Annotated in this window: 10 protein-coding genes; 3 read left to right on the forward strand and 7 right to left on the reverse strand. The window is 51.4% G+C overall.

Annotation, left to right across the window (positions count from 1 at the left end; all coding sequences use genetic code 11):
- Positions 1-152 precede the first annotated feature (152 nt).
- Both AC5JO6_RS14325 and AC5JO6_RS14330 read right to left on the reverse strand, forming a co-directional pair.
- A complete protein-coding gene (locus tag AC5JO6_RS14325) occupies positions 153-2492 on the reverse strand; it encodes a CHASE2 domain-containing protein (RefSeq protein WP_496081744.1) in 2340 nt (779 codons plus the stop codon).
- Positions 2473-3318, reverse strand: a complete 846-nt coding sequence (locus tag AC5JO6_RS14330; protein ID WP_496081745.1) for a FecR family protein — start codon at positions 3316-3318, stop codon at positions 2473-2475. The genes AC5JO6_RS14325 and AC5JO6_RS14330 overlap by 20 nt, the downstream gene beginning before the upstream one ends.
- Positions 3319-3804: 486 nt before the next feature.
- Between AC5JO6_RS14330 and AC5JO6_RS14335 the strand changes: the two genes are divergently transcribed.
- Positions 3805-4596 carry a hypothetical protein gene (locus AC5JO6_RS14335; RefSeq protein ID WP_496081746.1) on the forward strand — a complete coding sequence of 264 codons (792 nt, stop codon included), beginning with the start codon at positions 3805-3807 and terminating at the stop codon, positions 4594-4596.
- A 398-nt stretch (positions 4597-4994) separates the two neighbouring features.
- On the opposite strand, the gene AC5JO6_RS14340 is transcribed toward AC5JO6_RS14335, so the two are convergent.
- On the reverse strand, positions 4995-6608 hold the full coding sequence (locus tag AC5JO6_RS14340) for a serine/threonine-protein kinase (protein WP_496081747.1): 1614 nt from the start codon (positions 6606-6608) through the stop codon (positions 4995-4997).
- A gap of 491 nt (positions 6609-7099) precedes the next feature.
- Between AC5JO6_RS14340 and pheT the strand changes: the two genes are divergently transcribed.
- Positions 7100-9577 carry a phenylalanine--tRNA ligase subunit beta gene (gene pheT, locus AC5JO6_RS14345; protein WP_496081784.1) on the forward strand — a complete coding sequence of 826 codons (2478 nt, stop codon included), beginning with the start codon at positions 7100-7102 and terminating at the stop codon, positions 9575-9577.
- Between the two features lie 103 nt (positions 9578-9680).
- Positions 9681-9950 (forward strand): YciI family protein, encoded by a 270-nt coding sequence (locus AC5JO6_RS14350; RefSeq protein WP_496081748.1) that lies wholly within the window; start codon positions 9681-9683, stop codon positions 9948-9950.
- A gap of 40 nt (positions 9951-9990) precedes the next feature.
- Here AC5JO6_RS14350 and AC5JO6_RS14355 read toward each other — a convergent pair whose 3' ends face one another.
- From AC5JO6_RS14355 to AC5JO6_RS14370, 4 genes are all read right to left on the reverse strand, one after another.
- Positions 9991-10659, reverse strand: a complete 669-nt coding sequence (locus AC5JO6_RS14355) for an energy-coupling factor ABC transporter ATP-binding protein (protein ID WP_496081785.1) — start codon at positions 10657-10659, stop codon at positions 9991-9993.
- Between the two features lie 102 nt (positions 10660-10761).
- Complete coding sequence (locus AC5JO6_RS14360; RefSeq protein ID WP_496081749.1) at positions 10762-11031, reverse strand: UPF0367 protein family; 270 nt, start codon at positions 11029-11031, stop codon at positions 10762-10764.
- Between the two features lie 118 nt (positions 11032-11149).
- Complete coding sequence (locus AC5JO6_RS14365; RefSeq protein ID WP_496081750.1) at positions 11150-12541, reverse strand: ATP-binding protein; 1392 nt, start codon at positions 12539-12541, stop codon at positions 11150-11152.
- A gap of 101 nt (positions 12542-12642) precedes the next feature.
- Positions 12643-13443 (reverse strand): response regulator transcription factor, encoded by an 801-nt coding sequence (locus tag AC5JO6_RS14370; protein ID WP_496081751.1) that lies wholly within the window; start codon positions 13441-13443, stop codon positions 12643-12645.
- Positions 13444-13557: the final 114 nt, after the last annotated feature.

The following is a 13557-nucleotide window of genomic DNA, read 5'->3' on the forward strand; positions in this document are numbered from 1 at the left end:
TGAGTCACTCGAATTGTATGATTAAAGCCTGGACTTCAAAGCCTCTCTGTACCGGACTGTACCCAGAGCGCAAGCTTCTAGATGCACTTTACCCGAAACGCACTGCTGACCAAATTGACCAATGGAAAGATTTAGTACTCCCCACGCCCCACTCACTCCACTGGACTCTGGTAAACAAGCGGTAACTGCACCGTAAAAGTGGTGTGCCCGGAACCGCTATTGACTGAGATTTTGCCGCCCAAGTAGTCAACCAATTTGCTGACGAGCGCTAAGCCTAATCCGGTGCCCCCCCGTTTCCACGGGTCAGACTGAGGGATGCGGTAGAACTTTTCAAAAATGCGAGGCAACTCTGCTGCTGGAATTTCTGTGCCGGAATTGTCAACGACGAGTTCAATATGCTGGGCTGTCCAGTTGACGGCTACTTTAATTTCGCCAGCAGGCGGCGTGTATTTACAGGCGTTGTTGACTAGCTCGACCACAATGCGCTCCAAGCTAGGCTGATCAGAAACGAGTACGGGTACGTGCTGTGCCAGTTCTACAGACAGGCTCTGATGTTGAGTCTCAGCCCGTTCTGAGAATGCTTGAATGATCGGTGGTAGCCAATCGTTGAGGTTGATGGTTTCGGGATGATAGGTTTGGGCACCAGCTTCCAGACGCTGCAAGTCGAGCAGGTCATTGATGAGATTCGTTTCACGAGCGCATTCGGTCTGCAAGATTTTCAGGTACTGCGCGGAAGCGGCTTCGGAGCGGGAGATTTTGAGTAGCTCGATCGCCATTTTGATATTTGCCATAGGCGATCGCAGTTCATGCGAAACCGTACTGAGAAAATCATCTTTAAGCTGAGCCACGCGTTGCAGTTCTTGCACCTGTTGCGCCAGGGCAACTTCGATTTGCTTTTTGGGCGTGATGTCTTCTAAGAGCATGAGAAAACCATCCGGTTGATGGTGGCTGTCGATGCTACCCGCCGCTTCTGGTTGGTAGGTCAGTGGTTCCAGGTGCAATTCAAACCAGCGATCGCCCTGCTGACATTCTCTGGATGCCACAGCGCGTTGCTGTTCAAGTGCCTGTAAATCAGACTGCCACTGGTCTTCACTGATCCACTCTGGGATCAGATACGCGCTCAAATTGTGGCTCACGTTGACCTGCAACCACTCTGTCGCCGCTGGATTGCAGAACCACACCCAGCCATCTAAATCGGCGGCTAACAGACCGATCGGCAGACTGCGGGCGATCGTGGTCTGTGCCGATTGGGAGCGAGCAAACTGTTCTGCCAGCGTGCTCATACGCGTTACGCTCTGTAGCAAGCCCGCTTTCTGGCACGGTTTAGCGTCTTCGTATGCATTCAGGTGAGGCGGACGCAGGATGAGATTGTGCTGATGCTGTTGCCAAAGTTGCTGCACCTGATCCTGGAGGGAAGCCGACAGCCGCATGCGATCGTTGATGATCACAGCGATCGTCGTTAATTTGCACAACCCTACTGGCAAGATGACGGGTATCCAGTAGCCGCCTTTGAAGAGCAAGAAACTGACCACACCCCAACCAACGCAGAGGCACACCATCATGAGAACCTGCTGCGACTCCCTGCGATCGCTCAGCAGCAGACTTAAACCGGGACCCGCTAAGCACAGGATGAGCCATGACCATGCAAATGAAGCTGGTTGCAGCGCATTTTGCTGTAACAAATTGTTGATGACAGCCGCATTAAGGTGTACGCCGTTAACAGGTGGGTTGCGATCGAACGGTGTAATCAACGGGTCGATGCCAGCAGCAGTTAAGCCCACCACCACAATTTTGTCCTGCAGCGCTTGGGCTGGCACAGACCCTTGCACCACGTCGCTAAAGGAATACTGCTGTAAGCGTCGGGCGCGTCCTGCCCAGTTGAGCCACAGTAGTTGCTCTTTGTCCGGTAAGAAGGTGGGTAAGGACACCGGCGCATGTACCAACGTATAGGCTTCTACAGCCGCCAAGCCTAAGGTCGGTGTGCCGTTATCGTACAGGTGAACGCGACGGATCAGCCCATCTGGATCTGATCGAACAAAGATATGCCCCATAGCAATCGCTGCATCTTGCAAAACGGGCACTGGGAGCAGCGGCAGCCCGGTTTGATCGCGTGCTTGCGCCAATACCACGCGACCCGATCGCGCGATCGCCTCGGCAAGTTTCGCATCATCCGCACTAGGCTCAGACCAGATTAAATCGAAAACTATGACACTCGGTGTCGCGGCTTCTTTTTTTGACAATATATCTAGTAATTTTACGTATTGAGTACGTGACCAGGGAAACCGACCAAGCTGTTTGATACTGGCATCGTCAATGGCAATTAGCACCAGGCGATCGTCCCATGCCTGCTCTCTTCTAGTTTCAAATAAAAGGCTGTAAACCAGTTGCTCTAGTGGTTGTAGTGCTCCAAGCAAAAGTAGAATAGCAAAAATGAGGGTCGTCAAACTACCCGGAAGTAACCGCCAGCCATACCTACTGAAGCGCCAATGCATAGGTCTTTGTTTTCCCTAGCGGTGTCGTAATGACTACCTGAATTTTCAGATAAGACGGCACTAGCCGCAAGTCAGTTTTGAACCTTCCGTTGCGATCGGTCACTTGAGGGCTGCCATCAACCGTCACCAGATTGACCGGATCAACTCGACCTAAAAGCCTTACTCTTCGGATGCTCTTCTCAATAACCTTCTCAAACTCATATTGTAAGCTGGTGTCATTTGACCACTTGACTGGTGTAGAGGGTGCTTCTCCAGGTAGCGTAAAGTTCTGAAAGCCTTCTACCACGTCGGCAGCTTGCCCTTGGGCGCTACTTTTAACAACGCCCTGACTCACCACCAGTCCTGTCTTACCATTTGGCTGCACTGCTAACCCAAACATCGTGCCGCGCACCCCACTTAAACCCACTGGTGTTTGAATCTCAAGCTCTGACCCCTTGTGGGTAAAGCGGCGCACTCGAAGACGGACATTGCCTGTGGGCACCTCTAAACGAGTGATCCGACCATTATCAGGCGCAACGTCCAGCGTCCGAATACGCAGGGTTGTTTGTTCTGCCACTTCAATCACACCAACGCCAATATCGACAAAGAGCATGGCACTGGACTTTTTACCTGTCGTGATACTGTCGCCAGTTGCTTGTAATCGATCGCCAACCCGCGCAGCACGACGGGTAGAATCGTGGGCAAATGTTACGTCATTCGTCACCTGTCTCACTTGGAGCCAGCGATCGACCCTCACTTGTAACGACTGCTGCGCCAGACTATGAGCAGTAACAAACAACAATGCGACTGTTAAAACAGCCCCAATCAGCGCAACCTGATGCTTCATGCATATCCCTTCGCTAGTAGTTCCAAGCACCGTACAGCGCTAATTTACCTTAGCCATCGCTGAGCGAGTTTCTGCACCAGCAACACAACTTCAGCAAGATGTATCTGCCGTTTTCAGGAGAACCAAAAGCAGCGCAGCATCAACTCCACTCAAGCTCATCTCAGTACATTCCAACTCAATTTGTCCCAAAAGACCAAGAAAATGGTTGAAAAGTTTAACTTGTGTGTTGTCACTACGACAGCCATACGCGTTAGGACGGGATGGTGAGGCGAAACCCCTTTGTCTCCTTTGCTTTCACTGTCCGAAGCTCTACGGCGACTGCTATAAGACCGATACTTGCTCCGCAGAAAGCCGATCTAAAAAGCACTAGTTTTACTACAAGCTAGTTAACGGCTTGCATCCGCAAATTAAGCTAGGCTAATGCTATCGAACGCTTTATTTAGGGAACGCTATAGGTAGCATTTAAGTTCTCAATTTCCCACTGCCATGTCAACCCCCATGCTTGTTATAGAACCCTGGTTGGCTCAAACACCTGGCAAAACGACAAAACCAAAAACCGTCACCACAGAGCCTGCCAAAGCTCCAGACGCTAACCCTAACCAGGTATGGATGCTGACTTCTGGTGGCTTGCTGCTGCTGCTGGTGATTCTGGGAATCCTGTCTAAGCTGGCAATGGATAAGCTTGCCAAGCAGGTCAGGTTTGAAGCGTTGAAGAATCGGGAGCTCCAGAAAAAGCTGAAGTTTGCGGTCGGCACCATCGGCAAAATGGAGAAAAACCCCGATCTCATTCACTCGCGAGAGTTTAATCTCGACTATCTGAGAATGCGGATGGATGAAGAAGTCTTCCACTTTGCTATTCTTAATCAAATTAAAGTCAAGGTTAAAGATAAAATTTCGATCGCCCTTCGTCCCAGTCAGGCAAATCAGGGTGAAATTGGCATCGCCAGCACCGGACGGCAAATCGACGAAATCTTTGACGTGGAATACGAACCAGGCGATCTGCCCAAAGGCACCAAGCGCGTGTTGTTTCGCATTGAGATCAAAATTCTCAAATTGCCAACCCAACCGACTTCAGTCACGATCGGTCAAATTATTGACTGCATGGAGACCTTCCTCAACCCTACCAGCGAACATGACAGTTGGCAGCCCACTATCCAGGGGCGTATTGCCAACATGCGCTGGGATCAAAAAGCGAAACCAACGCCCATGCTTGTGTTGGAACAAACTCAAGAAGGCTCTAACGTGACGTTCAAAACGACCCGCGCCGTACAAGGCTAAGAAACGGCGTAAACCTGGATTCTCGGCGAAAAAGCATTGTCTCAAGAGGCAACGCTCTCCAGAAACCCACAGGACTTAAGCATTTTGACTGAGACCTCGGAGGTTTAAGCGACTACATGAGTGCCGCTGCTTGAGTCTTGGTTAAAACCTCCGAGGTTGGCACAAGTCCTACAGTTTCTTACTTTCCGATCGATTTTAAGATGCGTCCTGGATACTCAAAGCCTCTCGTGCAGACGAATCTATAACCGTAGTCATATGGGTTAGGGCGGGGTGCAGGGGCGAAGCCCCCACACCCCTTTAATTTCAATGTCCTAACTTTGGTGGCGACCGCTATAACTGCTGCATTCTGGCTTCTGACTCCACACGTCAGTTTTTTCGGCGCTCAGTCAAATTCTTACCTACCACATGCCCCGTTTACCGCTAGGGCGGACGGTCATCCAGTTAGTGCGTGCCATCGCAAGCTGGTCTTCTGTCAGCTTTGCGCCTGTCAAATTCGCTCCGCAAAGGTTTGCACCCCGCAGGTTGGCATTCAGCAAGTATGCCTGAGAAAGATCAGCACCACGTAGATCGGCACCTTCTAAATCAGCATTATTCAGGTATGCCTTGACCATGGTGGCATCGCGCAAGTTTGCCCGATTTAAGTTTGCCCGACCAAAATCGGCATTAAACAAATTTGCACCTTGCAGATTAATCTTGCTCAAGTTTGCTTGATGAAAGGTGGCACCAGAGAGATTAGCTTTCGGCAGGCTAAGAGAGTTTAAGTCATAAGAAGCAAAGTCACGCCGACCTTTAGAGTAATAGCTTTGCAAACCATCTGCATCCAAACGAGTCGAGGCTTTACTCTTCTCACCGTTGGCATCTTTGCCTCGCCCAGTTGAATCTTTGCTCTTGAGGGATGTACTGACGAAGGCTCTAGAGTCAAACACACGGCTACGAGCAGGACCAGATTGGAGGCTGGTTGCATCGGATTTAATTTGTCGCGCGCGAATGGCAGCGGCTGCACGGGCATGAGGAGAGGATGGTGTGCCTGTGGAGTCAGGACCGGAGCGGTAGTCTCCTGGTTTGCGTGAGGCGCTGCCAGGTTGGGCGAGCATACTATTCGCGAGGCTATCCAGGTAGGGTTCCAGATCGAGTGCTCTAAAGATGTCATCAGCGGATTGATAGCGATGCCGCACAGACACTTCGAGCATCTTTTTCAAAACGCTAATGAAATGTTCGTTGATATGGACGTGTTTTTGCCAGAGCAACTCACCCGTTGACGGATCGTAATCCAGATCCTTCGGTGATTTTCCAGTCAGCAAATAAATACAGGTAACGCCCAATGCATAAATATCGCTGGCAGGCACGGGACGCATTGCCATTTGCTCAGGAGGTGCAAAGCCGGGTGTGCCGATCGCATAGGACGTAAATGCGGTCTGTTCAGAATTCGTAGAGTTTGGCTGATGCTGATATTTGACGGCACCAAAGTCAATCAGTACAAGCTTGCCATCCTGAGCACGGCGGATCATGTTGGCAGGCTTAATGTCTCGATGAATGACTCGGTTTTTGTGAATGTATTCTAAGACGGGTAAAACTTCGCTTAAAAAGCGTTTTACTTCTTGTTCAATCAGCGGACCGTCACGTTTCACAATCTGTTGTAAGGTGAAGCCACTGACGTATTCTTGGACTAAATAAAATTCTTGATTTGCTTCAAAATAGTCTAATAAACGTGGTACCTGGGGATGATTGCCAATCTGACCGAGTGTACGCGCCTCTCGCTCAAACAGTTCTCTTGCCATTTGCAACACATGCGGTGCCGTTGCACTTGGACGAAGCTGCTTGATCACACAGTTCGGCTGACCGGGTAGTGATTCGTCGATCGCCAAAAAGGTCGCGCCAAAGCCACCCTGACCTAGTGCCTGTATCACCCGATAGCGATTATTCAGCAGGATGTTGTTACCACAGGCTGGACAAATGTCAGCAGGGGCAGAGTCTTCGGGGTTAGGACAGCTCGGATTTAAGCAGTAGCTCATTTAGCATCACTCGCTCTGACGTTGCCTACTGGGATATTGCTACCCTAGTTTCATTATCTGTGCAGGAACAGCAAACAGGAGTGTCGTTCATGCGGGAGATCCCTTGAAGAGTTGCTAAAGTTCTTCTGCCTGTACGTAAAGCTATCACCATTGTCGTTACATCTACGGACTTTGCTGTCTCTTCAAGATACACCCTTCTTTCAAGGTGCCCAAAAGCTGAAGATGCACAACAGGCTTGTAGTCAATCCTATAAGTAATTACTTGAGGTTGAGAAGGATTCCGAACGTTTAGCGATTAATTTCGCCCCTCTTAATTCTCTATTGCCAAAAGGATTTTGGAAAGTGCTGCTGGGAATTTGGTTGAATGAGGGGATGAGGGCGGTGTAACAGCGAATGACGGGTAGAACGGTAGAATGATCGTGCGTAGAAAAGGTTAGCAGGCAGGTCATGCGTATTTCTTTGAACTGGTTGAGAGAACTGGTTGATATCACGATGAGTCCAGAGGCGTTGGCAGAGATGCTGACGATGGCAGGGTTTGAGGTGGAGGAGATTGAAGATCGACAAACGTGGGCAGACGGAGTGGTTGTGGGTAAGGTCGTCGATCGCCAGCCTCATCCCAACGCCGATCGGCTGAGTGTCTGTCAGGTTGATATTGGTGCCGCAGACCTTTCGACGATCGTGTGTGGTGCGTCCAACGTCAAAGCCGGACTCTTTGTGCCAGTCGCAACGCTGGGTACCTTTCTGCCGAAGGTTGGCGACGGTCTTAAAATTAAGCCTGCCAAGTTACGTGGAGTCGCCTCTGAAGGCATGATTTGTTCACTTGCAGAGCTTGGCTTGGTGAAAGAGGCAGACGGCATCCACAGCTTTGAAGAAGATGGCTTAGCGGTTGGTAGTGATGTACGTCCGCTACTAGGGCTGGATGATGTCATTCTCGATTTGACTTCAACTGCCAACCGAGCGGATGCCCTCAGTATGGTAGGGATTGCGCGTGAGGTGGCAGCGTTAACGGGTGCGACTTTGAAGCTTCCTCAAGCGGCAGCGATCGCTCCCCCTATAACCACTGATGCCCTGACGCTAAAAATCTCAGAACCGCAGGCTTGCCCGACGTATATTGGAACCGTAATTGAGCAGGTCACGATCGCGCCCTCACCTCAATGGCTCCAGCAACGGTTACAGGCAGCCGGAACGCGCCCAATTAACAATGTGGTAGATATTACGAACTACATTCTACTGGAGTGGGGGCAGCCGCTACATGGGTTCGATCGCGATCGGTTAGTAGCAATCAGCGGTCAGCCGTCAGCGGTCAGCCAGGAAGCAGAAGGCAGAGAGCAGAAGGCAGGAGCTTCTTCTCGACTCCCGACTCCCGACTCCCGACTCCCCACCCTTCAGGTTGGTGTCCGTTTTGCAGAGGTAGGCGAAACGCTCACAACCCTGGATGGGCAGACGCGCAATCTGCACGAACAAACCTTGCTAATCACGGCGGGCAAACAGCCTGTGGCACTGGCAGGAGTGATGGGTGGCGAGGCAACCGAAGTCCATGCGGGTACTCAGAGTTTGATGCTGGAAGCGGCATTGTTTGATACGGCTGCGATTCGTCGCTCTGCTCGATCGCAGGGTATGCGAACCGAGGCATCGGCACGCTATGAGCGAGGGGTGAATCAGGCAGAGCTAGAGATTGCCTGTCGTCGAGCGATCGAGCTAATTGGTGCACTCGCAGGTGGTGTAGTGGTAGCTCAATCGGTGGCGGATGCCCGTAGCCAGTCGTCTACGCGATCGATTGAACTGCGGCTCGATCGGGTCAACCAGGTGTTGGGACCCGTGACCGTCGGCGAAGAGCTGAGTGAATTGCAACCGCAGGATGTGGAGCGGACTCTAACCGCTCTGGGCTGCAATCTTTCACCCGTAACGGACGATCGCGTCTGGACTGTCACCGTACCGCCTTACCGCTATCGTGACCTAGAGCGCGAAATTGATCTCATTGAGGAAATTGCTCGCCTCTATGGATACAACAATTTTTGCGATACGCTACCCGACAAAACTGAAGCGGGTTATCTTTCAGTCGAACAAGCGCTTAGTCGTCATTTGCGGCAGACACTACGCGCGATCGGGCTAACAGAGGTAACGCACTATACGCTCGGTAAACCAGGAGAAACGCGGCAAATTGTCCTCTCAAACCCGTTGTTTGCCGAATATTCTGCCTTGCGAACCAACCTGGTTTCTGGCTTGATTGACGCGTTTCAGTACAATCTAGAGCAAGGCAACGGCTCGTTGAACGCGTTTGAAATCGGTCGTATCTTCTGGTCAGAGGAAGACGGTTTAAGCGAAGCCGATTCGCTTGCAGGCATTTTAGGTGGCGATGTCACGCGCGGTAAATGGGTACGGTCTGGGCATGAACAGCCGCTTACCTGGTTTGGGGCAAAGGGTTTGTTGGAAAGTGTGTTTCAGCGTCTAGGGTTAGCCGTTGAGTATCAGCCCGATCGCCGCGACGAGCGTCTCCATCCTGGTCGCACCGCCTCCCTCTGGATGCGTGGCGATCGTCTGGGCACCTTTGGACAACTGCATCCGCAACTGCGTCAGGAACGCGGTCTACCCGATGAAGTCTACGTGTTTGAGCTAGATCTGGATGTGCTGCTCGATCACCTCGATCATGACGAAGCGCGCGTACCGATCTTCCAGGCATTCTCAACCTATCCACCCTCCGATCGTGACATTGCCTTTTTTGTTTCCAGCCAGGTATCGGTCGCCGAAATTGAGCGCGTGATTACCAAAGCAGGCGGAACGCTGTTAGAGTCTATCGATTTGTTCGATGAATATCGCGGCGAGAACGTGCCTGCTGGACAGCGCAGTCTTGCCTTTCGGCTGTTGTACAGAGCGGGCGATCGCACGCTCAAGGATGACGACATCGAACCCGTCCACCAGCAAGTGCGAGAAGCGCTAGTTGATAAATTCCGCGTTGACCTCAGAAGCTAGATCGACACAGAAACCGGGTTTCTCCACCAGACAACGCTGTTGAACATCCAAAACATCATCTAGAAACCCGGTTTCTTTCACTCATTCAAACCTACTCAAAGCCATGACAAAATACGTCCTCTGGGGCACTTATTGCGATGATGTACTGGAAAAACGCGCTCCTTACCGTCAGGCACATCTCAATGGTCTGGCAAAACAGAAAGCATCTGGGGTGCTGGTGACGATCGGTCCGACCAAAGACCTGACCAAAGTGTTTGGCATTTACGAGGCTGAAAATGAAGCCACTGTACGCCAACTGATTGAGTCTGATCCGTATTGGCAAAACGGCGTTTGGACAGAGTATGAGGTGAAAGAGTGGATTCAGGCGCTGTAATTTTTTGACTGTAGAGACGTTATGTGTCATGCCCTGCTCGTTAAACAGCAACTTGCATCAGGCGTTGCTTCAACCGTTGGGGATTACCCCGATCGACCACTTTGCCCTGCTCCAATAAAAAAGCGCCATCACAATAGTCCAGTTCATTGAGGCGATGCGTCACCCAAAGAGCCGTTAAGCCACGACTTTTGACGAGACGCTGTACCTGTGCCACCAGATCAAGCTGGCTGTCAGGATCGAGGAGTGCCGTAGGTTCGTCTAGCAGTAAAACGTCGCAATGACGGGCGATCGCACCTGCGATCGCCACTCGCTGCTTTTGCCCACCGCTCAGAGCGTAGATTGGTCGTCGGAGGAGTGGCAGCAAATTCACTGCTTCCAGCGCTTCGGCTACCCGTTGCCGGGTTTGAGCATACGTCAACTTTTCTGCAACTAGCCCAAACGCAACATCGGCACCAACGGTCGGCATGACAAGCTGGTGATCTGGATTCTGAAAAACGAAGCCAGTATGTGGGCTGATCTGGATAGAACCTGACTGAGGATGCAAAAGTTTTGCCAGCAGCTTCAATAGCGTTGACTTACCGCTACCGTTGGTGCCCAAAAGCATCCAAAACTCACCTTGAGGCACCTCTAAGCTACACGAGTCCAGAACCGTCTCGCCCTTGTACCAGCGAAAACTTAAATCCTGAACTTGAATAGCAGGCGCGGCGATCGCGGTTTCGATGTTGCTATCCTCCTAAAATGATTAACTGTTGCAGCGATCGCTACGCTTAGCTCATCATCAGAACGTTGGCGATTGACGATGCTGAAGCATTCACTCAGCCAGTGCAAAGAAACCAGGGGGACGACCGGATGCTGCCGCAGTGCCAGATTTGTCAGAAATTTGCACCGCTGAAATTTCGGTGCCAAGGATGCCAATTTTTTTCCCAGGCTGCTTCTCACACGACAGTTCTAGCAGTTCGTTGCTGCCAGAACGAAGCACCTGCAAGATTTTTTGATAGATCGCTTCAGCATCTTCTTCCGATTTGCGCTGTACCGAGAGGGAAAGGGGCGTATTCTTGAGCGTGATATCGATAATAAACATGTTTGCGTGCGTCACAGAACCAAGCTCTAGTATCGCAAATCGCGGCGGTCTTGGTTGCATGATTGTGGAGCGATCGCTGAATTGAAGCAGTCTGAGAGCGTTCAAGTCGATCGTTCAGTCAGGTCGCAGCGACATCATCAGGCTGCCACGGTAAAAAAACTTGTAGCCAACCGCCTTGAGTTTCAGGATGATTGCTTGCCTGCACCCAACCCTGATGTGCCTCTACGATTTGACGGACGATCGCTAGCCCTAGCCCACTCCCACTACTTGGCACTGCTTGAGTACCACTAACAGGCTGAGCATCATCAGCAAAGGCATTACTCGCAGTCGTCGCCCGTTTACCGATCGAGTGAACTCTCGATGCTTCTAGACCGATATTACTACGGCTGCGGGATGGATCGGCGCGGTAAAAGCGATCGAACACGTAGGGTAATGCCTCAGTCGGAAAGCCCAGCCCTGTATCAATGATCTCCACTTGCACTAGCTGATCCTGCGCCTGACTGCGATTGGCAACGATGCTCACATGCACTCGAATTGCCTGCTGGGGAGGGCTGTACTTGATGGCATTATCGAGCAAATTCAGCAGAACGCGATGCATCCGTGACTCATCAAGCTGCATGAGCAGGCGCTCAGGACCCACATAGTCAAGCTGAAGCTGCTTTTTGCGTGCTAACAGCTCCAGACTAAACCAGGTGGATTGAATCAACTTCGTCAGATCAACCGTTTGAAGCTTCAGGTTAGGATTGGGGTTTGCTTCTAGCTGGCTTAAATCCAGTAGATCTTGCACTAAACTGCTCAAACGGATTGTTTCGTTAAGGAGGCGATCGATCCAGTCGCGCAAGGGTGGTTCCAACCGCATTTGTAGCGTCTCAGCCACGAGACGGACCGAGGTTAACGGCGTTTTGAGTTCATGGGCAACATCAGAAATCCAGCGATCGCGCTGTTGCGCCAGCAGAACGGTTTCCTGACGGCTTTCTAAAAACACGCCCACGCAACCATCTGCCAGCAAAATGCTGTGCGCCCGCAGTGGGCGAGACAACTGACGCGATAGCTGAGACGGATCAGCACAGACAGGATGAAACGTCCAATCACTCTGGCAGGGCTTTTGCAGAATCCGCGTCTGCTCAATCAGTTGATCCAGTTCGTAGGAGCGAACCAGCTCTAGCAACAGGCGACGATTTGCCGCATGAGGTGGCTGAATGCTAAGCAGTTGCCCTGCTTGATCGTTGCACCAAAGCAGTTGGTTTTCCTCGTCCACTTGCAGCACCCCGATCGGAGCAGCGTGACAAAGATGCCGCCAGGTTTCTCGATCGGCGGTTAGCGTTTCACAGTCTGTTAAATGTGCTGTGATCGCTCGCATCAGCTGCGACGTTGAAGAAAATGACCAGGGTGAAGTATCTGGCTGAAGGGCATGAGTCAGACGTTTAAGCTTGTGAGTTAGCTGAACGTGATGCCAACGCAACAAACTAAGCCCGATCGCCAGCCCTAAGAGAAACCACAGAATTGCCACGTTCAGCGTTTAGCCCTCCGCTCGACCAGATAGCGTAGCCATAACCGAGCACAGGTAGAATGTAACGCTATTCTAGACTGCCTGCTGACGACTCACACACATCAACCAAACCGATAGCCAAACCCACGGACTGTCACCAGATACGTTGGGCTGCTGGGGTCAATTTCAAGCTTTTCACGCAGCCAGCGGATATGCACATCGACTGTCTTGCTATCACCAATAAAATCGGGACCCCAAATGCGCTCTAGCAACTGCTCTCGTGACCAAACCCGCCGGGGATAGCTCATAAACAGCTCTAAGATCTTGAACTCTTTGGGCGAGAAATTAACTGCTGCACCGCGCACTGTAATGCGGCACTCTTGAGGGTAAAGGGCAATGTCTTGATACTTCAAGGACGGCTGCTCGGGCTGTACTTGAAACTGATGGTGACGGCGCAGAAGAGCACGACAGCGCGCCACCAGTTCACGGATACCAAACGGTTTGGTGAGGTAATCATCTGCGCCCACCTCTAACCCAACCACGCGATCGGTCTCGCTACCCTTAGCGCTCAACATTAGGATCGGTACACTGATGCCCTCTCGACGAATCAGACGACAGAGATCAAGTCCATTGATATACGGCAACATCAAATCCAGGATGATCAGGTCGATCGATCGACCGCGCAATTGATGCGGTAGTGCCAGAGCCGTACTTGAGTTCCCGCTAGACTCCAGTTCTTTAAGCTGGTGAATCAAATCCAGCGCCACACGACCATCTTCAGCCGTAATCACCTCGTAGCCTTCATCCGTTAACGCTAGCGCGATCGTCTCCGAGATTAGCCCTTCGTCTTCAACAACCAGAACCCGCCCCAGCTTGACCGTAGGCTGATGCTTTGTTTTCTCCGCTGATAGCGTAAGTGGCATAGTGCTGCTCCTGACTCCAGGTGACATCTGTTAGTCAAGGGTGATCCTACCACTTGTAGGATGTTTGTAGGCGTTGATACTGTTAACAGAATCTGTAGTATGTACAAGCAAGAG

This window comes from Tildeniella sp. (genome assembly GCF_059505325.1).

Coding starts and splice junctions, on each gene's coding strand:
- AC5JO6_RS14335 (WP_496081746.1), top strand. CDS start 3,805: ATGTCAACCCCCATGCTTGTTATAGAACCCTGGTTGGCTCAAACACCT.
- AC5JO6_RS14325 (WP_496081744.1), bottom strand. CDS start 2,492: ATGCATTGGCGCTTCAGTAGGTATGGCTGGCGGTTACTTCCGGGTAGT.
- AC5JO6_RS14370 (WP_496081751.1), bottom strand. CDS start 13,443: ATGCCACTTACGCTATCAGCGGAGAAAACAAAGCATCAGCCTACGGTC.
- AC5JO6_RS14340 (WP_496081747.1), bottom strand. CDS start 6,608: ATGAGCTACTGCTTAAATCCGAGCTGTCCTAACCCCGAAGACTCTGCC.
- AC5JO6_RS14360 (WP_496081749.1), bottom strand. CDS start 11,031: ATGTTTATTATCGATATCACGCTCAAGAATACGCCCCTTTCCCTCTCG.
- AC5JO6_RS14350 (WP_496081748.1), top strand. CDS start 9,681: ATGACAAAATACGTCCTCTGGGGCACTTATTGCGATGATGTACTGGAA.
- AC5JO6_RS14330 (WP_496081745.1), bottom strand. CDS start 3,318: ATGAAGCATCAGGTTGCGCTGATTGGGGCTGTTTTAACAGTCGCATTG.
- pheT (WP_496081784.1), top strand. CDS start 7,100: ATGAGTCCAGAGGCGTTGGCAGAGATGCTGACGATGGCAGGGTTTGAG.